The following is a 26,284-nucleotide window of genomic DNA, read 5'->3' as shown; positions in this document are numbered from 1 at the left end:
AGGTTTTTATGACGACTCAAGCAAAGCAAAAACTCGCGGTGGCCGTGGCCGCCGCACTGGCGGTCGGCGTGTTGCTGTACCTGGCGGTGCCGGGACTGTTCGGCAAGCGTACTCAGCAAAACACCAACGACGCGTTCGTTTCCGCCGACTACACGTTAGTGGTGCCGCGCGTGGCCGGGTTCATCAAGGAAGTGCTGGTGGAAGACAACCAGCAGGTCAAGGCCGGGCAATTGCTGGCGTTGATCGATGATCGTGATTTACGCGCCGCCGCTGAAGCCGCCGATGCACAGACTCTGGTCGCCCGCGCCCAGTTGCAAAACGCCAGGGCCACGCTGGAGCGGCAGACCTCGGTGATCGCTCAGGCGCAGGCTTCGGTGGTCTCGGCCAAGGCAGAAATGGCCTTCGCCCAGCAAGAGCTCAATCGCTACAACCACCTCGCCGGTGTAGGTGCCGGCACGGTGCAGAACGCGCAACAGGCGCGTACGCGCATCGATCAGGCGAGCGCACGGCTTGATACGGCCAGCGCGAAACTGGCGGCCGAGCGCAAGCAGGTAGAGATTCTCACGGCGCAGCGCGATGCCGCCGAAGGCAATCTGAAGCATGCGCAAGCGGCACTGGAAATTGCCAGTTTCGAGCTGTCGTATACGCGCATCACTGCGCCGCAGGACGGCATGGTCGGCGAGCGTGCGGTGCGCGTCGGCGCCTATGTCACGCCGGGCAGCAAGCTGCTGGCGGTGGTGCCGTTGCAGCAGGCGTATGTGGTTGCCAACTTCCAGGAAACTCAGCTCACCGACGTGCAACCGGGCCAGCAAGTGCAGGTGCACGTCGACAGCCTCGGCGGTGAGGCCTTGAACGGTCGCGTCGAAAGCATCGCCCCGGCCACTGGCGTGACATTCGCCGCGGTGAAACCGGACAACGCCACGGGCAACTTCACCAAAGTCGTGCAGCGGATTCCGGTGAAGATCGTGCTTGAGTCGGGTCAGCCATTGGCCGAGCGTTTGCGGGTGGGCATGTCGGTGGAGGCGAGTATCGACACTCGCCGTTCGGCGTCGGCGGAGCGCGGGGTGACTCAGCGATGATTTTTGTTGAATCGGCTGTCGACATCGCTGGCAAGCCAGCTCCCACAGAGGGTGTGCAGACTGGCCGGGATTCTCACTCCAAACAGAGTTCTCTGTGGGAGCTGGCTTGCCAGCGAAGAGGTCCGTGGCAGCAACTCACCTTAAGTGCCTTGCTTACCCTTGGCCTCAGCGCCTGCACCGTCGGCCCGGACTTCCACAAGCCTGAAGCCCGCCAGATCACCGACTGGGCCAAACCCGCCAAGTCCGCCCCCAGTCAGGCGGTCAGCGAACCGCTGAACGAACGCTGGTGGGAGGTTTTCCACGACCCGCAACTCTCAGCCCTGACCCAGCGGGCGATGAACAGCAACCTCGATCTGCAGCTGGCCGGCAGCCGCTTGCAACAAAGCCGTGCCGCGCGCCAGGTGATCACCGCGGATCGCTACCCGGCCACCGCCGCTACCGGCAGCTACGCGCGCAAACGCAACAGCGGCGAAGGCCTGAATGACCCGTCCGGACACAACGGCGATTCCGCCTTCAACCTGTGGGACGCCGGTTTCTCCGCCTCTTGGGAACTGGATGTCTGGGGCCGCGTGCGCCGCGAGACCGAGGCTGCCGATGCCAACCTCGAAGTCGCCGAAAACGACCGTCGCGGCGTGCTGCTCGCGGTCCTCGCCGACACTGCACAGAACTACATTCAGCTGCGCGGCGTGCAGAATACCCGCGCGGTCACAGAGCAGAACCTCGATGTCGCCCGGCACAGCCTCAAGCTGTCGCAACTGCGCCTGAACGACGGTGTGGCGACCGATCTGGACGTCGCCGAAGCCGCCGCCCAGGTCGCGGCCATCGAATCGCGCCTGCCGGCCCTTGAGCAGCGTCAGTCGCAACTGATCAACGCGATCAGCCTGTTGATGGGCGATGCGCCCCAAGCGCTGGCCAAGGAGTTATCCACAGATGCCGCGGTGCCGCAGTCACCGCTGCAAGTCGCCATCGGCCTGCCGTCACAGCTGGCCGAACGCCGACCGGACATCCGCCAGGCCGAGGCGCGCCTGCACGCCGCCACTGCCAACATCGGCGTGGCCAAAGGCGACTTCTATCCGCGCATCACCCTGTCCGGCAACTTTGGCTCGCAGGCAATGCAGCTCAGTGATTTCGGTTCCTGGGGCTCGCGAGCTTTCGGTATCGGCCCGCAATTCAGCCTGCCGCTGTTCGACGGCGGACGGCTGCGCGGCATGCTGCAACTGCGCGAAGCCCAGCAACAGGAAGCGGCCATCGCCTATCAGCAGACCGTGCTGCGCGCCTGGCATGAAATCGACGACCAGTTGACCGCCTACAACGCCAGCCAGCGCCGCCGCGACAGCCTCGCCGAAGCCGTGCGCCAGAACCAGATCGCCCTGCGCACCGCGCAACAGCAATACGTCGAAGGCGTGGTCGATTTCGTCAACGTCCTCACCGTGCAAGGCGCGTTGCTGGCCACTCAGGAGCAGTGGGTGGAGAGTTCGACGGGTGTGTCGTTGGCGATGGTCGGGTTATACAAGGCGTTGGGTGGGGGATGGGAGTCGGTGTATCCGGTGGGGGAGATGGCGCAGCGCTGAGATTGCGCCTGAGGGAGCAAATTGGCGAATTCGATTGGCCACTATACGGCTATTGCACAGTGGAAGATTCACAGGTTGAAGCGGGTTATGGCTGTTCAGCCTGCGAAATTTTCGATTTTGATTTGCCCGTCGGGAAAGGTCGCGATGATTTCAAGTTCGCCCCCCATTGCCCGGATATAGTTGCGCAGCGTGCTGATGTACATATCGGTACGGCGCTCCATTTTCGAGATGGCCGCTTGGTTGACGTGCAGCATTTCAGCCAGCGTGGCCTGGCTCAAGGCCTTGGCTTGTCGCAGTTCGTTAAGCGGCATTTCCTTGATGTGTTGTTCGTAGATCGAATCGGCAAGCGCCCGTGCTTCGGGTGTCATGCGTGCTTCGAGGTCGGCGAATTTCTTAGCCATTGTTGCAACCCTCTTTGCGCAATGTTTCGAGATGCTCATCATTGATTGCACTGCTATGCGGAAAACGCAGGCCTGGGCCGAATTGCCCAAGCAGTTTGACGCTTGCCGCCACAGAACTCTGCTCGCTCTCAGTCAGTTCTTCCCACCAGTTGCCGAACTCGTCGGTGTATTCGATATCCCAATTCATGGGCACTAATATGAGTGTTATGGAATATTCCATCAAAGTCATATTTTCGATGGGTTGACCATAGCGCTTCGGTCGGATTACAGCAAGCGTAACGGCACAGTGATGGCCTTTCGCTTGACGCTATTCCCCGCTGTCGTAGACTCCGCTCATCCGTCAGGGAGTAGCGGTTATGCAGCGTTTGCGCGGTTGGGTTATCGGATTGACCTTTGTTACGTGTGCAGTTCAGGCGCAAACGCCCGGGCCAGACGATCCGCTGCTGGATAACGCAGCGCCTGCGACAGCCACGGCGAGCAGTGAGGCGCGGGGTGTGTTGCGCGCTCGGGATCAGGCGACGCTGGCCAGTGAGTTGTCCGGGCGGATTGTCGAGTTGCCGTTCAGCGAGGGCGAGTCGTTCAAGAAGGGCGATGTGCTGGCGAAGTTCGATTGCTCGGCGTATCAGGCGCAGCTCAATGCCGCCCAGGCCGCCAGCCGCGGTGCCGGTGAGGAACTGGCGCACAATCGGCAACTGGCGGCGCTCAATTCCGTCGGGCGTTTCGAAGTGGCGCGGGCCGAGGCCAAGGTCAGCGAGACCCAGGCGCAATCTCAGGTTTATCAGGTTCAGGTCAAACGCTGCAGCGTGGTTGCACCGTTCGACGGGCAAGTGGTCGAGCGCAAGGTGCAACGCTACGAAAGTGTGCCGGCCGGCGCGCCACTGCTCGATGTGGTCGACAACCGTACCCTGGAAATTCACCTGCTGGTGCCCTCACGCTGGATGGCCAGACTCAAGCCAGGCCAGACCTTCAGTTTCGTTCCCGATGAGACCGGTCAGCCCATCGACGCCACGGTCAAACGACTCGGTGCGCGGATTGACGAAGGCAGTCAGACCCTGTTGCTGGTCGCCACACTTCCCGAAGCCAAGGGCTTGCTCGCCGGCATGAGCGGCACGGCGCATTTTGCGGAGCTTAAATGAACGCCCCGGTGGCCGGCGGCGCCGAACAGGTGTTTGCGCGGTTTCTGGATCTCGAACGACAGACACGCGCTGCTCGCGATGCCTCGCAACTGGCCTATAGCCTGGTCAACGACGGCCAGGCGCTGTTCGGGTATCGCCATGCGGCATTACTGATCGCTGGCAAGGTACAGGCGGTGACTGGCGTCAGTACGGTCGAGCCGAATGCACCGTTTGTGGCATTCGTCGAGCAGGCGGTGGCGCAGTTGTTCAAGCAGGATGGATTGAAGATTGCGCGGGTCATCACGCCTGAGCGGGTGGGCGAAGCGATTCAGGCTGACTGGCGCAGTCTGTCTGCCGCTCAGGTGTTCTGGCTGCCACTGATCGACCGCGAGGGCGAGGTGTTCGGCGGTTTGTGGCTGGCCCGCGACGTGCCGTGGAACCCTTCCGAACAAGTGCTGTTGTCACAACTGGGCGACACCTTCAGTCACGCCTGGCTGGCGCTGCAACCGCGCAAACCGTGGCGGCTGCGCTGGACCCGCAAGCGTCAGGTGGCGCTGGTGGCGGTGCTGTTGCTCGGGTTGTTGATCCCGGTGCGCCAGTCAGTGCTGGCCCCGGCCGAGGTGGTGCCGCAGGGCGGGCGCGTGGTGGCGGCGCCGCTGGACGGGGTGATCGCCGAGTTTCTGGTCAAGCCCAATCAACCGGTGAAAACCGGCGACCTGCTGCTGCGGTTTGAAAGCACCACCCTCAAGGCCCAGGCTGATGTGGCCGAGCGTGCCTTGGGCGTGGCGGAAGCAGAGCTGAAATCCAACTCGCAACGTTCGTTTGCCGATGCCGAATCCAGTGCCAGGGTCGATTTGCTCGCCGCCCGCGCCGAGCAAAAACGCGCTGAGCGCGATTACGCCCGCGAGTTGCTGGCGCGTAGCGAAGTGCACGCGGAGCGTGACGGCATTGCAGTGTTCGCCGATGCCGAGCGCCTGACCGGCAGACCGGTGCAGACCGGCGAGCGCTTGATGGAAATCGCCGACCCGAATCAGGCCGAACTGCGCATCGAACTGGCGGTGGGCGACGCGATTGCGCTGGAACCGGGCGCCGATATTGCGTTGTTCCTCGACAGCGATCCGCTGCAACGCCACACCGCCAGACTTGAGCGTTCGGCCTATGAAGCGCAGCCCACCGCTGGCGGCCAACTGGCGTATCGACTGGATGCGAATTTTACCGAGGCACCGCCGCGCATCGGCCTGCGCGGTACGGCCAAGATATTCGGCGACCGCGCGCCGCTGGCCTTGTACCTGCTGCGTCGCCCGCTCGCCGGTCTGCGCCAGAGCGTGGGCCTGTAAATGAATCTGCCGAGCCTGCGTGCCGACCTGCAACTGTCGCCCGCGGCGCCGGCACTGGACGGTTCACCGCGCTGGACCCTGGCCGATCCGGTGCGCGGTCGGTATTTCAAACTCGGCGCGGCGGCGATGCGTCTGTTGCGCCACTGGTCGCTGGGCGATCCCGAGCAAGTGCTGCGCGCCGCCAACCGCGAACCGGGCCTGCCGCTGGACGGTGTCGAGTTGGAGCAACTGCTGACATTTCTGCGCGGGCATGACCTGATCAGCGCCCTCGACGATCAGCAGCGTGCCAGTTACTCGCTCAAGGCCCTCGCGCAACGGCAGAGCCTGTGGAAAATCCTGCTTCACCAATATCTGTTTTTTCGCATTCCATTGTGGCGCCCGGACGCTTTTCTCAATCGCGCGTGGCCGTGGCTGGAGCGCTTCGGACCACGACTGTTGCGCGTCGGTCTGCCGGTAACGCTGGCGCTCGGGGTGTTTCTGGTTTCGCGGGACTGGCAGCGCTTTGTCGGCACCTTTCCGCACCTGTTCAGCCTCGGTGGGGCGCTCTCGTTTGGTGTGGCGCTGTTCTTCGCCAAGCTCTGTCACGAGTTTGGCCACGCATTCATGGCCAAGCGCGCCGGCTGTCGGGTGCAGAGCATGGGCGTGGCGTTCATGGTCTTGCTGCCGATGTTTTACACCGATGTCAGCGATGCCTGGCGGGTCAACGACCGGCGTGCGCGGCTACTGATCGGCGCCGGCGGGGTGCTGGCGGAGTTGTTGCTGGCGTGCATCGCGTTGCTGGTCTGGTCGCTATTGCCCGACGGCCCGGCCCGAACGGCGGCGTTCATGCTCGCCAGTGCGACCTGGATCACCACGCTGGTGGTCAATCTCAACCCGTTCATGCGTTTCGATGGCTACTTTTTGCTCAGCGACTTGTGGGAGGTCGACAACCTGCAGGGCCGGGCCTTTGCCTTCTGTCGCTGGCGCCTGCGTGAGTGTTTGTTCGGCTATGGCACTCCGGCGCCGGAGCCTTGGTCGCCGAAGATGCAACGGCGTTTGCTGATCTGGGGGTATGGCTCGTGGTTATGGCGTGCGGCGTTGTTTTTCGGGATCGCGCTGGCGGTCTATCACCTGTTTTTCAAAGTGTTGGGGATCTTCCTGATGCTGGTGGAACTGGTGTGGTTCATCTTTCTGCCAATCATGAATGAGTGGCGCCAGTGGTGGAGCCGCCGCGAACAGGCCCACGGTGCGCGTGTGCTGCTGAGCAGTCTCGCTGTGCTTGGTCTGCTGCTGGTGCTGATCGTGCCGTGGCGCAGCGCGGTGGAACTGCCGACGATGCTTGAGGGCGGTCGGGCCAGTGCATTGCATGCGCCCGTGGCGGCGCGGGTCAAAACAGTCAAGGTCGCGGATGGCCAGACAGTCGCTCAGGGCGATGTACTGATCGAACTGGAATCGCCGGACCTCGATTCGCAGCAGGCCATCGTCCGTCGGGAAATCCAGATCCAGCAATTGCTGATGCGCCGACAGGCCGGTCGCAGTGAAACCGCGGCCGACGCCAGTATCATCGAGCAACGCCTCGCCGAAGCCGTGGCGCAATACCGTGGTCTGAGCGCTCGGCGCGAACGCCTGCTGCTGCGCGCGCCCCATGCCGGCACTGTGCGTGATGTGCTGCCAAACCTGACGCCGGGGCGCTGGCTGTCGAGCAAGGATGCGCTGGCGCGGGTGGTCGAGGACGGTTCGCGCCTGCGCGGCTATATCGCCGAGGCCGAGTTGTGGCGGGTCAAACCGGGCGCAACCGGGCGCTTCATCGCCGATGATCCGATGCATCCGGCGCTCGCCGTAAAGCTGGATGAAATCGATACCAATGGCGTGGCCTATGTCGATCAGGAGGCGCTGACCTCCGATCATCACGGGCCGATTGCCGTGCGCCGCGATCAACAGCAACGAGCCGAGCCTGTACAGGCGCAATATGGCGCGCGATTGACTACGCTGGATCAGCCACCCACCCCGGTTCAACCGTTGCGCGGTGTGGTGGTGCTGCAGGGCAGCGGCGAGTCGGTACTCGGCGTGGCCTGGCGTCGGCTGGCGGCGCTGGGGGTCAGGGAAAGCGGTTTTTAGGGAGCGTGAACATGGCGAGCAACGCAGATGTGGCGGCAGACGGATTGGTGGTGCGACCTTCGCGGGCCACCGACGGGCCGTTTTTGCACCGCCTCTATCAGTCGGCACGCCCGGATCTGCAATGGATCGACGGCGAGCAGGAAGTGGTGCAGCAAGTGGTCGCCCAGCAATTTCAGGTGCAGGAACAGGGCGTGGGTGAAAACCATCCCAACGCCATGCACTACGTCGTGGAAAAACTCGGCACGGCCATCGGGGCGCTGAGCACCGACTTCGGCCCCAATGAAATCCGCGTGTTGTACATCGCCTTCATCCCCCAGGCGCGGGGCAAGGGTTACGGCCGCGCGGTGTTGCAAGGCGTGCAAAAGGCCGCGCAGCAGGTCCGCTGCCCGGTGGCAACGGTGGTCTGGGCCAACAACCCTCACGCGCGGCAACACTATCTGGCGTTGGGCTTTACTGTGGAGGAAAGCAATCCTGCGGCGCAGCGGCTCGTCTGGTATCCCCACGGCTAGACCTCACAAAACCCTGTGGGAGCGAGCCTGCTCGCGAAGGCGGTGGTTCATCCAGCATCGTTGTTGGCTGATACGGCGCTTTCGCGAGCAGGCTCGCTCCCACAAGGGTGATGTGCCGTCTAGATGATCGAGTCGATATCGAGCGTATGCGGCGCACCGATCGTATGCCCGTAAAGTGACGTCAGCAGTGCATCGTTGCCGGCGTTGTCCGGGGCCTGCGCGAGTTGTTCTTGCTTGAGGTTTTCCGGGTGCGTGCGCCAGCGTTGCACGCACTCGGCGAGCAGCTCCGGCTGTTCGGCGAGCAGGCCATAAACGTCCGTTGCGCTGACCCGTTTATGCCGCAGGGCGCTCAGGCGCGCATGGCTGGTCTCGATGCGGCTGACTTCGTGGCTGATCGCCTCGATCGTGCGCTCCTGGGTGCGCACGTAAGCCGCTGGCCGGGCCAGCAGGTCCTGGCGGGCGGCGCGCAATTGCCGGGTAATGCGCACCAGCGCTTGCTCGACCCATTCAAACTCGCTGTCAGTGACCCGCGTGCGATTCGCCTCATGCGCCTGTTGCCAACGGCGCAAGGCGGCCCAGCACGCCGGGACATAGCCGCCGACCATCGAGTGATGCCCGGCATTGAAGATCTGCCGCAACAATCCCGGACGATCCGGCAGGCCGTTTTTCTGTTGCAACGCGAGGGTGCACGCCGCGTGCTGGGTGATGGTGTCGCAGCCCGGCTGCCACAGGATCGAAGACGTCTGCTGACGCCCGAACTCCACCGGCATGGCGTGATGCAGGCTGCCGTGGTGATCGTAGGCTTCCCCCGTCCAGTTTGTAATGCCCGCGACGAACACCGACAGCCCGACCGGCACGTTGGTAAACATCAATGTCGCGCCAGTCCCGTACACCTCGGCCTTGGTGTTCATCCAGCTGCCCGGCACGCTGGGCACCGGGTCGTTGTGGTTGACCATGCGGTGATGCACCAGCGGGGCCGCTGCCTGGGTGAAGACCGTGTCGCCGGCGCGGGGGGCGCCGTAGGTGTAGAGCTGGATGTTGTAGGCTTCGGACCTGCGGCGCAGCATTTCCGCGAGCAGCAGGGTGATTGCACCGCCGAGGCTGTGGCCGCAGATGATCAGTTTTTGGCCGGCGTAGAATCGGTCTAGATAGCTGATTGCGAATGCCGCAGCTTTTTTTGCTGCCTGATAGAAACCGCGGTGGACCTGACCCTCTCCTTCTTCGAACGGCACTTGTAATGCATCGGCATCGCGTAATCCGTCAGGAATGATCTCGAAGGTCCCACGCACCGCGATCAAAATCAGTTCGTCATTGTGAGTAATGAATGCCTGGGTATCGGTCGCTTCTTTACCGAGGAACCTGTCGTCAAGGAAGTGGACTTTCTCTGGGTGTTCCTGTTCCGCACCCAGAGCCGGGTTATTGACTTCATATAGCACCGGATCGAACGGCACGATTTCCAGCCTTCTCGAATACGCCACGTCTTCATACAAGGGGTAATAGGCATTCTTTTGCCCGGGATCGACGCGCCACAGCTCATCGGACTTGGCCAGAGCATCGGCGAACCAGTTGCCCACACTGGGTTGATCAGGGAAGGCCACCCGGGGTTCCTTGATCGGCGCGGCGGCGGGTTTCTGGCCAAAAGGGCAGTAACTCAGTGTGGCCATCAATGCCAGTTGATACAGGTTGAGTGCGCAGAACTCCGGCGCCGTCGACAGCATCGGGCGAAAGGCCCGCAACGCGCGAACTTCCAGCACCGTGTGCTTGCGCGAGGCCAGGGCGACGCCGACCTCGGCGTGCTTGCCCATGATTGCAGCCAGGCCGCTGTCAGCGGGGTAGTGGCGATAGACCTCGGGTGATAGATGAGCGACATGCCGGACCAGGTGGCGCACCTCGACCTGTATGTATACGTCTCCATCCGGTATGGGTTGTTCGCGGTTACGGGTGGCGCCGGGATTGCGGTAACGGGTTTGCTCGGCGCGAACCTGGAGTTCGGTGATTTTCAGGGGGTAATGGGGCCGCTCCATTACACGTAAGTAGACCTTCTCCTGCCCCTCATAAGCCTGTTCGAAACGTAAGGCAATCGGACCTGCGCAATAACTGTCGACTCTGCCAATTCCTTTTGCATCCAGATATCCATTGAATGCTTGTCCCTCCGAATCGACCGCAACATAGGCCAATCCCTCATAGGCTTCCCCCGAGCCAAACTCATCGACCAGTTGAAAACTGCTCCAGTTGCCTTGCGTCGGGCAGGTCAGCATGCGGCTGTTGAGTGGTGATTGCAGTTCCTTTTCAAATGACGTCATGTGGAACACTCCTTATTCCGTGCAGCCGGGATAGATGGTGCAGATGCGGCCATCGACCATCTGGAAGGTGCTGAAATCGGTGTGGTTGCCGAAGCAGAAGGCATCCTGATCTTCGAAGTTGTCGCCCATGCAGCGCTTCCAGCCGTTAGGGACCTTGACCCAGGTCTTGCCGATGGCGGGCCTTTCCTCCTCTGCCAACCCGATCTTCATCCGCACTGTTTTTCCCGGCAGTTGATCGACGGTGTACGCGGCAAAAGGGTGACCTTGTGCTAGCGCGCCAAGCTCATCGGCTTTTTTGCAGTCGAGGAGTTTTCGCAGGATGCGTGGCTTGCCCGAGGTGCGGAACAGCCACTGACACTGGCCGTAAAAGTTGCTTTCAGCCTTATCGTTAAAGGTGCCCTTGTAACGGGCTTCCAGCTCCTCGCGTACAGCGACCACTGCGCTGTCACCGTTGATGTCACTCCAGCCTTTGCCATATGCAGCCTTGATTTCGACATCGATCTTCCAGATCACCAGCGGGCATCCCTTGACCGTCCGGTGGATCGCAATTTCTGAAACCGGCTCGTAGTGCTCACGCCATTTCAGGTTGTAGCCAACCGCAGTATTTCGCCCGTCCGGGACGGTGCAGGTTTCTCCTTTTGCGGGTACGTATTTGGCGATGGCTTCATAGGCGAACCCCGGCGGCAGATCAGCCGTGAAGGTGAAGCTGTCGGGCGGACTGCTCTTGCAGCCAGCCATCAGGGCAAAGCAGCCGCCCAGCGCCGTGATGCATCGCCAGCGAGGCCCGGTGAGGCAACTGTGCAATGCCTTTTCCAATGACGTCATGTGGAACACTCCTTATTCCGTGCAGCCGGGATAGATGGTGCAGATGCGGCCATCGACCATCTGGAAGGTGCTGAAATCGGTGTGATTTCCGAAGCAGAAGGCATCCTGGTCTTCGAAGTTGTCGCCCATGCAGCGCTTCCAGCCGTTAGGGACCTTGACCCAGGTCTTGCCGATGGCGGGCCTTTCCTCCTCCGCCAACCCGATCTTCATCCGCACTGTTTTTCCCGGCAGTTGATCGACGGTGTACGCGGCAAAAGGGTGACCTTGTGCTAGCGCGCCAAGCTCATCGGCTTTTTTGCAGTCGAGGAGTTTTCGCAGGATGCGTGGCTTGCCCGAGGTGCGGAACAGCCACTGACACTGGCCGTAAAAGCGGCTTTCACCGGTTTTGTCGAATGTGCCTTTGTACTTTTCTTCAAGTTCTCCGCGTATGGCCACGGCGGCATAGTCTGAAGCGAAATCCCCGCGGTCTTTGCCATACGCAAAGTAGAGCTCCAGATCGATTTTGCGGATCACCAACGGGCAACCGCGCACGGTTCTGCGAATAGCTATTTCAGAAACGGCCGCGTAGTTCTCACGCCACTGCAGGTTGTACCCCACGGCGGTATTGCGGCCGTCCGGAACACTGCAGGTTTCACCTGCATCGGGTTCGTATTTGGCGATAGCTTGATAAACAAACCCCGGCGGCAAATCAGCCGTGAAAGTGAAGCTGTCCGTCGGACGCGCCACACAACCCGCCAACAACCCCATGCAGCCCACCCACCCGGCATGTTGAAAAAATCGTTTCACTGCGTTGCCTCTCCAGCCATCGTTTTCACCCAATGGCTCACCCGTTCAAAGTGTTCCAGCGGCGTTTCCCCCGGGCGCACTTGCCACTGCGCGTCAAAGCCGTTGGCTGGCGCTCGCAAGCTGTGAATCAGTAGAAACTCCAGCTGCTGCGGGGTCTGCCAACCCCACTCATCTGCTTGCGCCAAGCGTTCGCGCAGCCAGGTTTGCGGTGGCTGTGTGCGGGCGAGGTCGGCGTAGGCCTGCTCGTGCTCGGCCAGCAGATAGCGATGAGCGTTAAGCTGGCGAATCTCGCGGGTTTGCTCCGCAGGCACGGGTGTTTGCAGCCACGGTGGAGACGCTGGCAGTGGATAGCGGCCGGGCGCCGGGTTGTCGCAGCTTTCCCATTGCGTGTCCTGCCAGTAACACACGCTAAGGGCGGGCCCGAGGTAGGCCGCAATGTCTCCGTTTGGCAGATGCGCCAGTGTCCGGGCCAGCACGCGGTTGTCGTGAAAGCGGTACAGCGCCTGATGTGGACGGGCGCCGATAATCAGCCGTTGCTGCCAGTGTTCCACCCATGCGGACAGGGAGGTTTGCGGCAGGCTGAACAGCCATCCCCAGTTGCTCTCCGGACTGGCGAGCAACGGCGCGATGCGCCTGTCGTCGTACCGCTCCAGGGCGAAGACAAACGGCCCGTTGTCCGCCAGTTCGGCGGCGGGTGTGTCTTTGTAGAGGATGCGGTAATGCTCGAAGTCGCTGGTTTGCAGCAGCGTCTGCCGGGTTTCCCGTTGTGGCGGCTGTGAGTCCAGCAGCAGGTACAGGCCGTGCCCTGAAGCGAATTGACCGCTCAGCCAGCTGCGCGCAAATGCGTCGTTCATGCGACGTTCTCCCGTGGCAGACAGACGCCATCGCGGCAGGCTTCACACAGTGGGCAGAATGTCGCGCCCATGGCGTTGCTGGCCGCCAGCAGCGCGAGTTGCGTGGACGCCAGCACGGGTGGCAATCGAGATGGGGCCGCCAAGTCGTCGACGCCGTCGGGCATCGCAGCCCGCGCCGACGCAACCGCCTTGGGATTGCCGCCGAGCTGAATGGCACTGCTGCTGAAAATGCCACCGTGACTGATCACCAGATGCTCGCCACCGACCGTGAGGCTGATGCTGTTGCCGGCGTTGAGCACCAGATGATCGCCGGCGTTGAGGTGGATTTGCCGACCGGCCTCGATCGCCTGCAGTTGATCGACCCGGCTATGGCTGTCACCGCTGACGTGCAAGTGGTCGCTGGCATACAGCCGGGTTTTGCGGTCGCCGTGCACGGTGCGCTGTTCTTCGGCCTGCAACACGCTGATGCTGTGGCCCTTGATGGTTTCGTGGCGCTGGTTGCCGACGTCCAGGCGGCTGTCGTTTTCCACCTTGTGTTCGAGGTCGCGCTGGGCGCGCAGGTAAATCAGTTCGCGACCGGCGCGATCTTCCACGTGCAACTCGTTGAAACCGCCGTTGTCCGGTGAACTGCGTGAGCGAAACACGCTGCGGGTCTTGTGTTCCGGCAGTTCATAGGGCGCCGGGTTGGCGCTGTTGATCAGGCAGCCGCTGACTACCGGGTGATCGGGATCACCGTCGAGAAAACTGACCAGCACCTCCATGCCGACCCGGGGCAGCGTCAAGCTGCCGTGGGCGCTGCCGGCCCAGTTCGAGGCCAGCCGCAGCCAGCAACTGCTGTGGTCGTCGTGGTTGCCTTCGCGGTCCCAGTAGAACTGCACCTTGACCCGCCCGAACGCATCGCAATGGATCTCTTCGTCCACGGGGCCGGTCACCACGGCGGTCTGGCTGCCGAAGATTCGCGGCTTCACGAACGATGGCGGTGGGCGGTAGATCACCTCCCATGGCGTGGCGACGAAATCGTTCCGGTAGCCTTCAACGAAGCCGTCGTCTGCCGCGGTATTCACCGCACTCAGCGTTTCCTCCAGCACTGCGGGTTGTTTGCCGCGATGATTGACTTCGGTCAGCAGCCACAACCCGTTGGTGTCCTCGCAGGGATGCTCACTGATCGCCAGGAAATGACCCGTCACCAGGCCTGGCTGATCGCTTTGGCCTTGGGCCTGCAAGTAGTCGACGCGATGACTTTCCAGGGCGCGGCGGGTCAATTGCTTGCCCCGCGCGCCGTCGGTGAAGCGCCCGGGGTAGCGATAATCCTCAAGCGCCGGCCGGGCCGCGTCACTGTCGGCGCGGTGAGTGGCCTCCAGCAGAAAGCGGGTTTTGCGAAAGTCGTGATCACGCCGCACGGTTGCCGTGGGGCGGGTTTCCATGCGCACCTCAAAGGCGTTGATCGCTGGTGTCTGGGCAACCATGCCGGTGTCCTGGCGATAGGCTGTGGGACGATCCAGCCTGGGAAAGACCGTCTGGTCGTCACCCAGCACCAGCAGGTGTTTTTCGCGACTGTGCTGGAAGTGGTAGTGAATGCCTTCTTCCTGACACAGCCGCTGGATGAAGTGCAGATCCGACTCCGCCTGCACGCAATAGTCGCGTGGCGGATAGTCGGCCCCCAGATGAAACCGGTGCAGGTCACGGTGAATGCCGTTGTCCGCAAGAATCCGGGTGATGATTTGCGGCACGCTCATCTGCTGGAAAATCCGCTGATTGCAGCGATGTTGCAGATACGCCAGACGGGGTACCAGGGTCAGGCTATAGCGCGTCAGCCGTTTGCCGCGATCGCCGCGGGCGATGCGATTGACCACGCCGTGGATACCATGGCCTTCGAGGTCGAATGCGAGGAATGCCTGTTGGTGCATGAAGCTTTCAAGACGCAGGTTCGCTCGTTCGCTGACCAGTTCAACTTCGAACGCATAGGGCTGGCTGATCGATTCGTGGCCGGTGAAGGAGAGGACCTGCAGGTCGTGTTTAACGTCGTTGAGCAATAGGTTGAAGCGGGCACGGGTGGTCGACATCCTTTATTCCTTGTCCTGTGACGGGGCACAGGCTCTTGGACGTCGATGCAACGCTTGCACGCCGATCTTCCTTGGTCTGGCGCGCAACAAACGTCTCGGAGCCGGTTTCGTGCAACGCTAACAAGGCCGCCGAAGAAATGATGTCAGACGCTTCCCAAACTGCGGTTACAAAAACACTGGTCGATGCGGATTCCGGCGGGTCAGTTGAAGGACATGCAGAAGTAACCCAGTTGCGGATCCCGCCCCATCGCTGGCACTCGTGACACGAAAATGTCTTCCACTCGCCCGAGTTCCGGCAGCTCCAGTGCGCACAGGCCGTCGACGAACCCGGTCGGCACCAGGCTGTTGAATTCGAGGCAGAACGGCATGCGCTCGCTGTAGCGGGTTTTCGCGGCGGGGACTTCGTTGAGGTACTCGATGTGGATCGGCAATGCCGTGCCATCTGGCAGGTGCAGCGTGCTTTGCTGTCCGAGCAACGGCTGGACGTGTTGGATCTGAACCGCTTGCAGCATGATCTGACTCCGTTGAAAAAAGAACGGCCGGGGGCCGTGAGGCCCCCGACCTTTGTTCAGTTGCGCGAAGGGAACAGCCCGTTCAGGGCAACGCTGAAGTTGACGACCAGAGAGGGGTTGACGATGGATAACGGCTGACTGCCGCCCGTGGAGGAAATGTCCCCGGTGACCGTGGTGGTCAGGCCTTTGATGGGAACCGGTGTGGCACCTTGGGCATCGGAATAGATGTTCGCCGAGCCAGGGCCGCCGCCGGACGCGCCGATGTACGAGTTGGTGGCGGTGGGTACGGTCGCCGGATTGCTTGCAGGCACCGCCAGTTGCAGGGCGGTGTTGGCGGAAAGACCGGTCATCGCGTGGGTGTGGTTGGGCATGTTGGCGATCGTAGCCGTTACGTTTTCTGTGCCATACACCTGACCGATGACACGCGGCGTCAGCCCCTGTCCGTTACCCTGTGCCACCGGCACCCGACCTTGCAGGTTGGGCAACTGAAAATTGGTCGTGCCGTTGCCGCCGTAGTAGGTGCCCAGCAAGGCGAACAATGCCTGGTATTGCGAGATGCTCAGGATTTGTCCGTTGCACAAGGCCCAGCCACTGGGGGCGAAGTTGAAGGCGAACGGTTGAATCGTACCCATAAAGACTTCCATGGTTCCTCATCCTTCTGTTATGTGGTCGGCGCGCCGCGCGGTAGCCTAGTTGCAGGGCAGGTACACAGGCTGTGCTGACGCCTTGCATTTGCGCGGGCAGGTCACGCCACGCCGTAGCGTAGACCCGGATCAGCGGACTTGCCGGACGTCGTCATGGCCGCGCGTCGACTTCGCCTCTGGCCTACAGTGTGCGCAATGAGTGATGCTGGTTGTGATTCGGTAAATCTGTAAGGGAAGGTTGATGGAAGCGCGTCGCGAGACTCCGCTGGGGGATACCCAGGACCCGTTTGCCGCACCGAATGCCGGTGTCCGGCGTCTATGGCGCTGGGCTCGCCAGCAGTGGCTGATACCGATTCTGTTGTTGGCGACGGTGGTGCGTTTTTATGACCTGACCGCTGCCGCGATCTGGGGCGACGAAGGCTCAAGCCTGCTGCTGGCGCGCTATTCGCTGACCGGTATTTGGCAGCACGCGGCGTTCGACGTGCATCCGCCGTTGTATTTCATGCTGCTGCATGGCTGGATCGGGTTGTTCGGTGAAGGCATCCTGTCGATTCGCAGCCTCAGCGCCGTGGCTGGCATCGCCACGGTCGGGCTGGGTGTCTGCCTGGTCGATCGCCTGGCCACCCGCCGCGCCGCGATCATTGCCGGGGTGCTGTTGGCGTTGCTGCCGACGGCGGTGCGCTACAGCCAGGAAGTGCGCATGTACTCGCTGCTCGGCTTGCTCCTGATCGGTTCCACACTGGCGCTGATCTGCTGGGTCAGACGCTCGCAGCGCCGGCGGTATCTGGTGATCTATGCATTGCTGATGAGCGCGGCGTTGTACACCCACTACTTTGCAGTGCTGGCCGCGCTGAGCCATTGGCTGTATCTGGGGCTGATTCGCCTGCTGCCGGGTTATCGCCTGCGGCATATCCAGCGCAAGGACTGGTGGCTCGCCAATCTGGCCATCGTCGTGCTCTACCTGCCGTGGTTGCCGAACCTGCTTGATCTGACGCAACACATGGAAGAACTCAAGGTCGGTGGCGACGTGGGCTGGGAAGATCCGGTGACCCTGTCCTCGCTGCCGTCGATGATCTGGCTCTGGTTGATTCAGGACGACGGCGAGCATCTCCCCTTGCTGCTGTTCTGCGGCGTACCGCTGGCCTTGCTGGCGCTGGCGGGCGTGGCCGTGGCCCGCGACCGCAGCGTGAACCATGGCAGCGTCTTGCTGGCGCTTTACACCGGTATGCCGTTGTTGCTGGTGTTCGCGGTGTCCTTCATCAGCCCGGTGTTCATCGAGCGTTACCTGACAGCCTATGCGCTGGGGTTGCCGATGCTGGCGGCGCTGGCCATTGACCGGTTGTACCGCCGCGCTCGTGTGCTGGCGGTGGCGATCCTGGTGTCATGGGTCGGGGTTGAGTTGGTGGGGGTGAACACCAACGCCACGGTCGACCCGCACGATCAGTTCAACGTCATGGTCGATTACATCAACCGGCATTTCGTCAGCGGTGACCGGATCGTCACCAGCGACATGCTCTGGTACCTCAGTTACGTCTACTACAATCGCACTGACGCTCAGGTGCGTCTGTATACCCCGCCCGCCGCCGATGGTCGCTCGACGCGCCCGAATCACTACGGTTTTGGCACCCTGGTGTCCGAGGAGGTCTATCTGGATCGGCTCGGTGACCTGCCCAAGGGCAGTGCCCGGGTCTGGTTGATCGGCGATCTGGACGTGGACGTGCCTGACCCATTCCGTCCCTTGCCGACGACCTGGCAACTGCGTGATCAGACCCATGCCGGTGGCGCAAATGCGCGACTTTTTTCGTTGACCACTGATAACGGGACGACGGAGAAATGACTTAAACGCTTCACCATTTTTTTCGCGATTAAAACGGACTTTCATAGTCCGTTTTGCTCTATTTTGATATCAAAACACTACTAGTCGAAAGGGTATTGTTGGACTACGCTCGTCGGACAAAAGGACTTACAAAGTAGGGTGAAGGGATTGCAGCAATTCCACTTTATCTCCGGCTTGCCGCGCTCAGGTTCCACCCTGCTTTCTGCGATTCTTCTGCAGAACCCGCGCTTTCATGCCGGCATGACCAGCCCGGTCGGCGCGCTGTTTTCCGGTGTCCTTGAACAATGCAGCGCCGGCAGCGAATTCGGCGCGGTGATCGACACCGACATGCGCCGGCGCCTGCTGCGCGGACTGTTCGATGCCTACTACGCCGACAAGGCTGACAAACCGGTGGTGTTCGACACCAACCGGCAGTGGAGTTCGCGCCTGCCGGCCATCAGCGATCTGTTCCCCAAAGCCAAAGTCATTGCCTGCGTGCGCAACGTCGCCTGGGTGATGGACAGCCTGGAACGGTTGTACCGCGCCAACCCTTATGAAAACACCAAGCTGTTCGGCGATGCTGTCGAGCGCAACACCGTCTACAGCCGCTGCGAAACCCTGGCCCAGCGCAATCGTCTGGTCGGTTTTGCCTGGGCGGCGCTCAAGGAAGCCTATTACGGCGAGCACGCCGATTCGCTGCTGATCGTTGATTACGACTTGTTGACCCAGGCCCCGGAGCGGGTGCTGCGGCTGGTCTACGACTTCATCGGCGAGCCCTGGTTCGAGCACGATTTCGAACACCTGGCCTATGACGCGCCGGCGTTCGACCAGGCGCTGGGTGTGGCCGGCCTGCACAAGGTCAAACCCAAGGTTGCCCTGCAGTCCCGGCGCACGATTCTACCGCCGGACCTGTTCAAGCAATACGCCGATCTGTCCTTTTGGCTCGATGGCTCAGCCAGCGCTGCCAATGTGATTCGTATGAAGTCCGACGCCGCGATCAGTTGATCGCGGCGTTTTTCATTGATGCGTTTACAACTGTTCGAGTCCGGGTGAGCAACATGTGGTGGAGCAAGCAAAAGTCGCGGGTAACCGAAGGCCAACGGACGCTGGCTGCGCCGCTGATCATGTCGCTGGAACCGCGCATGCTGTTCGACGGTGCCGTCGCAGCCACGGTCGCTGACACCGCCGCCCAGGCCGACAGTCATCCCGCCGCCGACGCGGCCAAGGCACCGACGGCCGATCATCCGGTGGCCAGCAAAGACACCCACGGCCAGGCCGATGCCACGCCGGCTGCCAGTCCTGTCGCGGTACCTGGCCAGAGCGTGGTGTTCGTCGATGCCCGGGTCAAGGATGCCGACAGCCTGCTCAAAGGCGTCGCCCCCGGCGCGCAAGTGGTCAAGCTCGATGCAAGCAAGGACGGCTTGCAGCAGATCGCCGATTATCTCGACCAGCATTCGGGCGTCAGCTCGGTGCAGATCATCGCTCACGGCAACGCCGGTGACCTGTGGCTCGGCAACAGCTATCTGTCGGCCGACAACGTCGCGCAACGCAGTGCAGTGCTGGCGGACATCGGCAAGGACATGAACGTTGGCGGCGACATCCTCATTTACGGCTGCTACACCGCCGAGGGCGACCGAGGCCTGAGCTTCGTTGACTCGCTGGCACAATTGACCGGCCGCGATGTAGCCGCCTCGAACAACCGCACCGGCGTGGGCGGCGACTGGGATCTGGAAATCGCCACGGGCAAGATCGAGAGCGCCAACGTGCTGTCGACCCTGTCGATGAGCGAGTATCAGTGGGGCCTCGCCACGTGGACCGCCACCAACAACGCGAACACCGGGGTCGGCTCGCTGCGCGCAGCGCTGGCGTCGGCGCAGAACGGCGACATCGTGACCTTCGGCACCAGCATGACGGTACAGCTCACCTCTGAGCTGCTGATCAACAAGAACATCACCGTCGATGGCGACCTGAACAACGACGGCGTCGCGGACGTCACCCTCGATGGCCAGTACAAGACCCGAGTGGTAGAAATCACCTCCGGCAACACCGTGACCCTCGATGGTCTGGTGATTACCCGGGGTCTGGTCTCTGGCAACGGCGGCAATGGCGGCTACGGGGCAACCGGCGCCATGGGCGGCGGGATTTTCAACGCCGGTATTCTCACGCTGAACAACGTTTCGGTAACGGGTAACGCGGCGGCCGGTGGCGGCGGTGGCGGCGGTGTCACGGGTGCCAACTACGGCGGCGGTGGTGGCGGTGGCGGCGGCCTTGGTGGTCAGGGCGGCGGCCATGGCGGTACGGCCGGGCCGGGCACCGGAACGTTGGGCGGCCAGGCCGGCAGCGGTGGCGTGGGTGGCTATGGCGGAGGCTACGATGCAACGCACATGGGCGGGCGCGGCGGCTCCACCGTCGGCGGTGCCGGTGGCGTGGGTGTGTCCTATTACAGCAACGGCGGCAATGGCGGCACAGCCAACAACGGCACGATTTCCATCGGCGGCGGCGGTGGCGGCTCCGGTTGGGACAAGGTTGGCGGCGTCGGTGGCAATGCGGCCGGCGGGATTTACAACGCCTCGACCGGTACGTTGAAAATCGTCGGCACCTCGGTCATCAGCAATAACATCGGCGCGGGCGGCGGTGGCGGCGGCGGTAGCGGCCAGGGCAGCAACAACCTGAACGGTGGCGACGGCGGACGGGGTGTCGGTGCGATCTGGAACCAGGGCGGCACGGTCCTGATCACCGCCGCCAACTTCAGCGCCATCAGCGGTAACGCGGCTGGCAGCGGCTCCGGTGGTGCAGAGCTGGGCGGCGGCGTGACGGGCTCTGTACCGTTGGCCTTCGCGGCAATCTACAACAATGGCGGCACACTCAATACCGCTTATGTGGAGCCACCGACCGCGACCATCGTGATGGCCGACACGGCCCTGAAAATCGGCGAAACCTCGCTGGTGACCATTACCTTCAGCCGGGCGGTGAGCGGTTTCACCAACGCCGACCTGACCATTGCCAACGGAACGCTGACAGCGGTCAGCAGCAGCGACGGCGGTCTGACCTGGACCGCGACGTTCACTCCGACCAACAACCTCACCGACGCCACCAACCTGATCACCCTTGACAACACCGGGGTGACCGCGATCAGCGACGGCGTGGCGGGCGTCGGCACCACCAGCTCCGTCAATTACGCGATCGATACCGCGCGCCCGACCGTGACCATCGTGATGTCCGATACGGCGTTGAAGATCGGCGATACCTCGCTGGTGACTTTCACCTTCAGTGAAGCCGTGACCGGTTTCACCAACGCCGACCTGACAATCGCCAACGGCACGCTGAGCGCGGTGAGCAGCAGTGACGGCGGTATCACCTGGACCGGGACCTTCACTCCGACCGCCAGCATCACCGACACCACCAACCTGATCACCCTGGACAACACCGGTATCGCCGACCTCGCTGGCAACGCCGGCAGCGGCACGACGGATTCGGCCAACTACGTGATCGATACCGTGCGGCCGACGGCGACCATTGTGGTGGCCGACACCAACTTGGCGGTCGGTGAAACCTCGCTGGTGACCATCACCTTCAGCGAAGCGGTCAGCGGCTTCACCACCGCCGACCTCACCGTGGCCAACGGCAGCCTGAGCGGCCTGAGCAGCAGTGACGGCGGCATCACCTGGACCGCCACGCTCACGCCGACCAACAGCATCACCGACACCACCAACCTGATCACCCTGGATAACACCGGGGTCGTCGATCTGGCTGGCAATGCCGGCAGTGGTACCACCAATTCCAACAACTACGCCATCGACACCGCGCGTCCGACCGCGACCATCGTGGTGGCCGACAACAACCTGCGGATCGGTGAAACCTCGCTGGTGACCATCACCTTCAGCGAAGCCGTGACCGGCTTCACCAACGCCGACCTGACGATTGCCAACGGCACCTTGACGGCGGTCAGCAGCAGCGACGGCGGCATTACCTGGACGGCGACCTTCACGCCGACCGCCAGCATCACCGACGCGACCAACCTGATCACCCTGAACAACACCGGCATCGCGGATCTGAACGGCAACGCCGGCAGCGGGACCACCGACTCCAACAACTACGCCATCGATACCGTGCGCCCGACCGCGACCATCGTGGTGGCCGACAACAACCTGCGGATCGGTGAAACCTCGCTGGTGACCATCACGTTCAGCGAAGCGGTGACCGGTTTCACCAACGCCGACCTGACCATCGCCAACGGCACGCTGAGTGCGGTGAGCAGCAGCGACGGCGGCATCACCTGGACCGCGACGTTCACGCCGAGTGCCAGCGTCACCGACACCACCAACCTGATTACCCTGGACAACACCGGTATCGCCGACCTGGCGGGCAATGCCGGCAGCGGCACCACCGACTCCAACAACTACGCCATCGACACCCAGCGCCCGACCGCGACCATTGTGGTCGCCGACAGCAATCTCACGGCCGGTGAAACTTCGCTGGTGACCATCACGTTCAGCGAAGCGGTGAGCGGTTTCACCAACGCTGACCTGACCATCGCCAACGGTACGTTGACGGCGGTGAGCAGCAGCGATGGCGGCATCACCTGGACGGCGACGTTCACCCCGAACTTGGGCGTCAACGACGCGACCAACCTGATCACGCTGGCCAACACCGGCATCGCCGACCTCGCGGGTAACGCCGGTAGCGGTACCACCAACTCCAACAATTACACCATCGACACCGTGGTGCCGACCGCGACCATCATCGTGTCCGACCCCAGCCTGAAAATCGGCGAGTCCTCGCTGGTGACCATCACCTTCAGCGAAGCCGTGACCGGCTTCACCAATGCTGACCTGACCATCGCCAACGGTACGTTGACGGCGGTGAGCAGCAGCGACGGCGGCATCACCTGGACGGCCACGTTCACGCCGACTACCAACATCACCGACGCCACCAACCTGATCACCCTGGACAACACCGGCGTACAGAACCTGTCGGGCAATGCCGGCAGCGGCACCACCGATTCCAACAATTACTCGATCGACACCCAGCGCCCGACTGCCACTATCGTGGTGGCTGACACCGCACTCGGCGTCGGCCAGACCAGCCTGGTGACCATCACGTTCAGCGAAGCGGTGACCGGTTTCACCAACGCCGACCTGACCATCGCCAACGGCACGTTGAGCGCAGTGAGCAGCAGTGATGGCGGCATCACCTGGACAGCGACCTTCACTCCGGCGGCAGGGATTACCGACACCAGCAATGTGATCACCCTGGACAACACCGGCATCGCCGACCTCGCGGGCAACGCCGGCAGCGGCACCACCGACTCCAACATCTATGCCGTCGACAGCCAGCGCCCGACCGCCACCATCGTGCTCTCCGACAGCAGCCTGAGTGCCGGAGAAACCTCGCTGGTCACCATTACCTTCAGCGAAGCCGTGACCGGTTTTGACAACGCCGACCTGAGCGTCGCCAACGGCACCTTGAGCAATGTCGCGTCGAGCGACGGCGGCATCACCTGGACGGCGACGTTCACGCCGAACGTGGGCGTCAACGATGCGACCAACCTGATTGTCCTGAACAACACCGGCATCGCCGACCTGGCCGGCAACAACGGGACCGGCACCACCAGCTCGCCGAACTACACCATCGACACCGTGCTGCCGACTGCGACCATCATCATTGCCGACAACGCGCTGAAAATCGGTGATACCTCGCTGGTGACTATCACCTTCAGCGAAGCGGTGAGCGGTTTCACCAACGCCGACCTGACGATTGCCAACGGCACGTTGTCGGCAGTCAGCAGCAGCGACGGCGGCATCACCTGGACGGCCACGTTCACGCCGACCAGCAACATCACCGACGCCACCAACCTGATCACCCTGGACAACACCGGCGTACAGAACCTGTCGGGCAATGCCGGCAGCGGCACCACCGATTCCAACAATTACTCGATCGACACCCAGCGCCCGACCGCCACTGTCGTGGTGGCTGACACCGCACTCGGCGTCGGCCAGACCAGCCTGGTGACCATCACTTTCAGCGAAGCGGTGACCGGTTTCACCAACGCCGACCTGACCATCGCCAACGGCACGTTGAGCGCAGTGAGCAGCAGTGATGGCGGCATCACCTGGACAGCGACGTTCACGCCGGCGGCGGGCATCACCGACACTACCAACCTGATCACCCTGGACAACACCGGCATCGCCGACCTCGCGGGCAACGCCGGCAGCGGCTCCACCGATTCCAACAACTATGCGGTCGACAGTCAGCGTCCGACGGCGACCATTGTCATGGCCGACAGCGACCTGCGTCCCGGTGAAACCGCGTTGGTGACCATCACCTTCAGCGAGGCCGTGACCGGATTCGACAATGCCGACCTGAGCGTCGCCAACGGCACCTTGAGCAATGTCGCGTCGAGCGACGGCGGCATCACCTGGACGGCCACGTTCACGCCGAACATTGGTGTCACCGATCTCACCAACCTGATTGTCCTGAACAACACCGGTATTACCGACCTGGCCGGCAACACCGGCACCGGCACCACCAACTCCGCCAACTATCAGGTGCAGACTCAGGTGCCGACTTCCACCATCGTGGTTGCCGACACTTCACTCAAGGCCGGGGAAACCTCGCTGGTGACCATCACCTTCAGCGAAGCGGTGAGCGGTTTCGACAACAGCGACCTGACCATCGCCAATGGCACGTTGAGCAATGTCAGCAGCAGCGACGGCGGTGTCACCTGGACGGCGACCTTCACCCCGACCGCCAATGTCACTGACGCGACCAACCTGATCAGCCTGAACAATGCCGGAGTGACCAACGTCTCAGGCAACAGCGGTATCGGCATTACCGATTCCAACAACTTCGCCCTCGACACCGCGCTGCCGACCGCCACCATCGTGGTCGCCGACAACCGCCTGGGCATCGGCGAAACCACCACCGTGACCATCACCTTCAGCGAGGCGGTGATCGGTTTCGATCTGTCGGACATCAGCGTCGCCAATGGTGCGCTGTCGAACCTGGCCAGCAGCGACGGCGGCATCACCTGGACGGCGACTTTCACCCCGACAGCCGGCGTCAACGACCCGACCAACCTGATCCTGATCGACACCGCCGGCGTCCAGGATCTGGCCGGCAACCTCGGCGCGAGCATCGCCATCTCCAACAACTACATCCTCGATGCAACCCGGCCGACGGTGAACATCGTGGTTGCCAATCCGCATCTGGGCATCGGCCAGACCACCACGGTGACCTTCACCTTCAGCGAGTCGGTGAGCAATTTCGACCTGTCCGACCTGAGCGTGACCAACGGCGACCTGAGCAACCTGAGCAGCAGCGATGGCGGCAAGACCTGGACCGCGACTTTCACCCCGACCGCGAACGTGACCGACCCGAGCAACTTCATCGCGCTGGACACCAGCAACGTCACCGACCTGGCAGGCAATGCCGGCAGCACGGTGGCGGTGTCGAACAACTATGCCCTCGACAGTGAGCGCCCGACCGCCACGGTCGTGGTGGCCAACCCGAATCTGGGTCTCGGCCAGACTTCGCAGGTGATCATCACCTTCAACGAAGCGGTCAGCGGTTTCGATCTGGCGGACCTCAGCGTGGCCAATGGCACCTTGTCCAACCTGAGCAGCAGCGACGGTGGCAAGACCTGGACCGCGACCCTGACGCCGACCGCCAACGTCAACAGCGCCAGCAATGCAATCAGCATCAACACGGCCGGGGTCAGTGACCAGTCGGGCAACAGCGGCAGCGGGATCAGTCAGTCCGGGAACTACGTGATCAATACGGTGCCGGTGGTCGTACCGCCGGTGACACCGACCTCGCCGTTGGTGGTGGTGCCGCCGGATCCGGAGTTCCGCAGCAGCGACCCCGTCGTGCCACCACCGGCGCCGAACGTCCCGCTGCAACCGCTCATCTTCACACCGCCCACCGGCGACCTCGGCTCACCGCTGACCTTCGCGCCGTTGTTCGAACAACGGGTGATCGGCAACGGCATCCGTCCGCTGGGTGACATTTTCATCAACCACGGCGCCCTGAGCCCGAGCTTCATCGCCCAGGTTTTCACCAGCAGCGACAGCGGCGGCGATGGTTCCGGCCATGGCTTCCTCGGGTTTGGCGGTGGCGATGGCGGGGTGTTCGGCAGCAGCACGCTGTCGAGCCTGTTCCATCAGGACAGCGCCGCAGAGCGCGATTCGCTGAATGCCTTCGACCGTCATTCGATCACGGGCGGCGATATTTCCCAGGGCCTGCGCGGTGTGTTCGGCGCGCCGACCCTGGGCCAGCAACTGCAACAGATCAAGGACAGCGAGCAGCACCGGGTCGACAACCTGGCGGCGGCTCTGCAACAGGTCGGTATCAGCGAAATGCAGGCCTGATAA

The 26,284-nt window shown here is 62.5% G+C and carries 18 protein-coding genes; 9 read left to right on the top strand and 9 right to left on the bottom strand.

Going from position 1 to position 26,284, the window contains the following annotated elements:
• Nucleotides 1-8: 8 nt before the first annotated feature.
• Together KVQ82_RS29875 and KVQ82_RS29870 are read left to right on the top strand one after the other, a co-directional pair.
• On the top strand, nucleotides 9-1,079 hold the full coding sequence (locus tag KVQ82_RS29875; RefSeq protein WP_222017413.1) for an HlyD family secretion protein: 1,071 nt from the start codon (nucleotides 9-11) through the stop codon (nucleotides 1,077-1,079).
• Nucleotides 1,076-2,650, top strand: a complete 1,575-nt coding sequence (locus KVQ82_RS29870) for an efflux transporter outer membrane subunit (protein ID WP_222017412.1) — start codon at nucleotides 1,076-1,078, stop codon at nucleotides 2,648-2,650. Before KVQ82_RS29875 ends, KVQ82_RS29870 begins: the two co-directional genes overlap by 4 nt.
• A 95-nt stretch (nucleotides 2,651-2,745) precedes the next feature.
• Here KVQ82_RS29870 and KVQ82_RS29865 read toward each other — a convergent pair whose 3' ends face one another.
• Nucleotides 2,746-3,051 (bottom strand): XRE family transcriptional regulator, encoded by a 306-nt coding sequence (locus tag KVQ82_RS29865; RefSeq protein WP_098966556.1) that lies wholly within the window; start codon nucleotides 3,049-3,051, stop codon nucleotides 2,746-2,748.
• Nucleotides 3,044-3,238: a hypothetical protein gene (locus tag KVQ82_RS29860; RefSeq protein ID WP_222017410.1), complete on the bottom strand. Its 195-nt coding sequence runs from the start codon at nucleotides 3,236-3,238 to the stop codon at nucleotides 3,044-3,046. Before KVQ82_RS29860 ends, KVQ82_RS29865 begins: the two co-directional genes overlap by 8 nt.
• A gap of 169 nt (nucleotides 3,239-3,407) precedes the next feature.
• Between KVQ82_RS29860 and KVQ82_RS29855 the strand changes: the two genes are divergently transcribed.
• The 4 genes from KVQ82_RS29855 to KVQ82_RS29840 are packed head-to-tail and all read left to right on the top strand — an operon-like array spanning nucleotide 3,408 to nucleotide 8,109.
• Nucleotides 3,408-4,187, top strand: a complete 780-nt coding sequence (locus tag KVQ82_RS29855) for an efflux RND transporter periplasmic adaptor subunit (RefSeq protein ID WP_108181306.1) — start codon at nucleotides 3,408-3,410, stop codon at nucleotides 4,185-4,187.
• A complete protein-coding gene (locus KVQ82_RS29850; protein ID WP_222017408.1) occupies nucleotides 4,184-5,503 on the top strand; it encodes an efflux RND transporter periplasmic adaptor subunit in 1,320 nt (439 codons plus the stop codon). Before KVQ82_RS29855 ends, KVQ82_RS29850 begins: the two co-directional genes overlap by 4 nt.
• Nucleotides 5,504-7,600 carry a biotin/lipoyl-binding protein gene (locus KVQ82_RS29845; RefSeq protein ID WP_222017406.1) on the top strand — a complete coding sequence of 699 codons (2,097 nt, stop codon included), beginning with the start codon at nucleotides 5,504-5,506 and terminating at the stop codon, nucleotides 7,598-7,600.
• Between the two features lie 11 nt (nucleotides 7,601-7,611).
• Nucleotides 7,612-8,109, top strand: a complete 498-nt coding sequence (locus tag KVQ82_RS29840) for a GNAT family N-acetyltransferase (RefSeq protein ID WP_222017404.1) — start codon at nucleotides 7,612-7,614, stop codon at nucleotides 8,107-8,109.
• Between the two features lie 119 nt (nucleotides 8,110-8,228).
• Here the strand turns inward: KVQ82_RS29840 and KVQ82_RS29835 are convergent, their stop codons facing one another.
• The 7 genes from KVQ82_RS29835 to KVQ82_RS29805 all read right to left on the bottom strand — a co-directional run bounded on the left by KVQ82_RS29835 (nucleotide 8,229) and on the right by KVQ82_RS29805 (nucleotide 16,096).
• The gene (locus KVQ82_RS29835) at nucleotides 8,229-10,412 is read right to left on the bottom strand and encodes a lipase family protein (protein ID WP_222017402.1); all 2,184 of its coding nucleotides are present in this window, start codon (nucleotides 10,410-10,412) and stop codon (nucleotides 8,229-8,231) included.
• Between the two features lie 12 nt (nucleotides 10,413-10,424).
• Nucleotides 10,425-11,150 carry a hypothetical protein gene (locus tag KVQ82_RS29830; RefSeq protein ID WP_222019466.1) on the bottom strand — a complete coding sequence of 242 codons (726 nt, stop codon included), beginning with the start codon at nucleotides 11,148-11,150 and terminating at the stop codon, nucleotides 10,425-10,427.
• Nucleotides 11,151-11,249: 99 nt separating this feature from the next.
• The gene (locus KVQ82_RS29825) at nucleotides 11,250-11,984 is read right to left on the bottom strand and encodes a hypothetical protein (RefSeq protein ID WP_222019465.1); all 735 of its coding nucleotides are present in this window, start codon (nucleotides 11,982-11,984) and stop codon (nucleotides 11,250-11,252) included.
• 35 nt (nucleotides 11,985-12,019) lie between these two features.
• Nucleotides 12,020-12,877, bottom strand: a complete 858-nt coding sequence (locus KVQ82_RS29820; protein ID WP_222017401.1) for a DUF4123 domain-containing protein — start codon at nucleotides 12,875-12,877, stop codon at nucleotides 12,020-12,022.
• A complete protein-coding gene (locus KVQ82_RS29815) occupies nucleotides 12,874-14,940 on the bottom strand; it encodes a type VI secretion system tip protein VgrG (RefSeq protein WP_222017399.1) in 2,067 nt (688 codons plus the stop codon). Before KVQ82_RS29815 ends, KVQ82_RS29820 begins: the two co-directional genes overlap by 4 nt.
• A 200-nt stretch (nucleotides 14,941-15,140) precedes the next feature.
• Nucleotides 15,141-15,452: a hypothetical protein gene (locus KVQ82_RS29810; RefSeq protein WP_222017396.1), complete on the bottom strand. Its 312-nt coding sequence runs from the start codon at nucleotides 15,450-15,452 to the stop codon at nucleotides 15,141-15,143.
• A 56-nt stretch (nucleotides 15,453-15,508) separates the two neighbouring features.
• Nucleotides 15,509-16,096, bottom strand: coding sequence for a phage tail protein (locus tag KVQ82_RS29805; protein WP_041070954.1), 588 nt, complete (start codon nucleotides 16,094-16,096; stop codon nucleotides 15,509-15,511).
• Nucleotides 16,097-16,337: 241 nt separating this feature from the next.
• On the opposite strand from KVQ82_RS29805, the gene KVQ82_RS29800 reads away from it, so the two are divergent.
• The 3 genes from KVQ82_RS29800 to KVQ82_RS29790 all read left to right on the top strand — a co-directional run bounded on the left by KVQ82_RS29800 (nucleotide 16,338) and on the right by KVQ82_RS29790 (nucleotide 26,281).
• Nucleotides 16,338-17,933 (top strand): glycosyltransferase family 39 protein, encoded by a 1,596-nt coding sequence (locus KVQ82_RS29800; RefSeq protein ID WP_222017394.1) that lies wholly within the window; start codon nucleotides 16,338-16,340, stop codon nucleotides 17,931-17,933.
• A gap of 138 nt (nucleotides 17,934-18,071) precedes the next feature.
• Nucleotides 18,072-18,917, top strand: coding sequence for a sulfotransferase (locus KVQ82_RS29795; RefSeq protein WP_047290731.1), 846 nt, complete (start codon nucleotides 18,072-18,074; stop codon nucleotides 18,915-18,917).
• 53 nt (nucleotides 18,918-18,970) lie between these two features.
• Nucleotides 18,971-26,281, top strand: a complete 7,311-nt coding sequence (locus KVQ82_RS29790) for an Ig-like domain-containing protein (RefSeq protein WP_222017392.1) — start codon at nucleotides 18,971-18,973, stop codon at nucleotides 26,279-26,281.
• Nucleotides 26,282-26,284 lie beyond the last annotated feature (3 nt).

Origin of the sequence: Pseudomonas sp. AO-1 (genome assembly GCF_019775695.1) — a bacterium.
Classification (GTDB): domain Bacteria; phylum Pseudomonadota; class Gammaproteobacteria; order Pseudomonadales; family Pseudomonadaceae; genus Aquipseudomonas; species Aquipseudomonas parakoreensis.
Note: the sequence above shows the minus strand (reverse complement) of the source record. Positions and strands in the feature narration are given on the sequence as shown.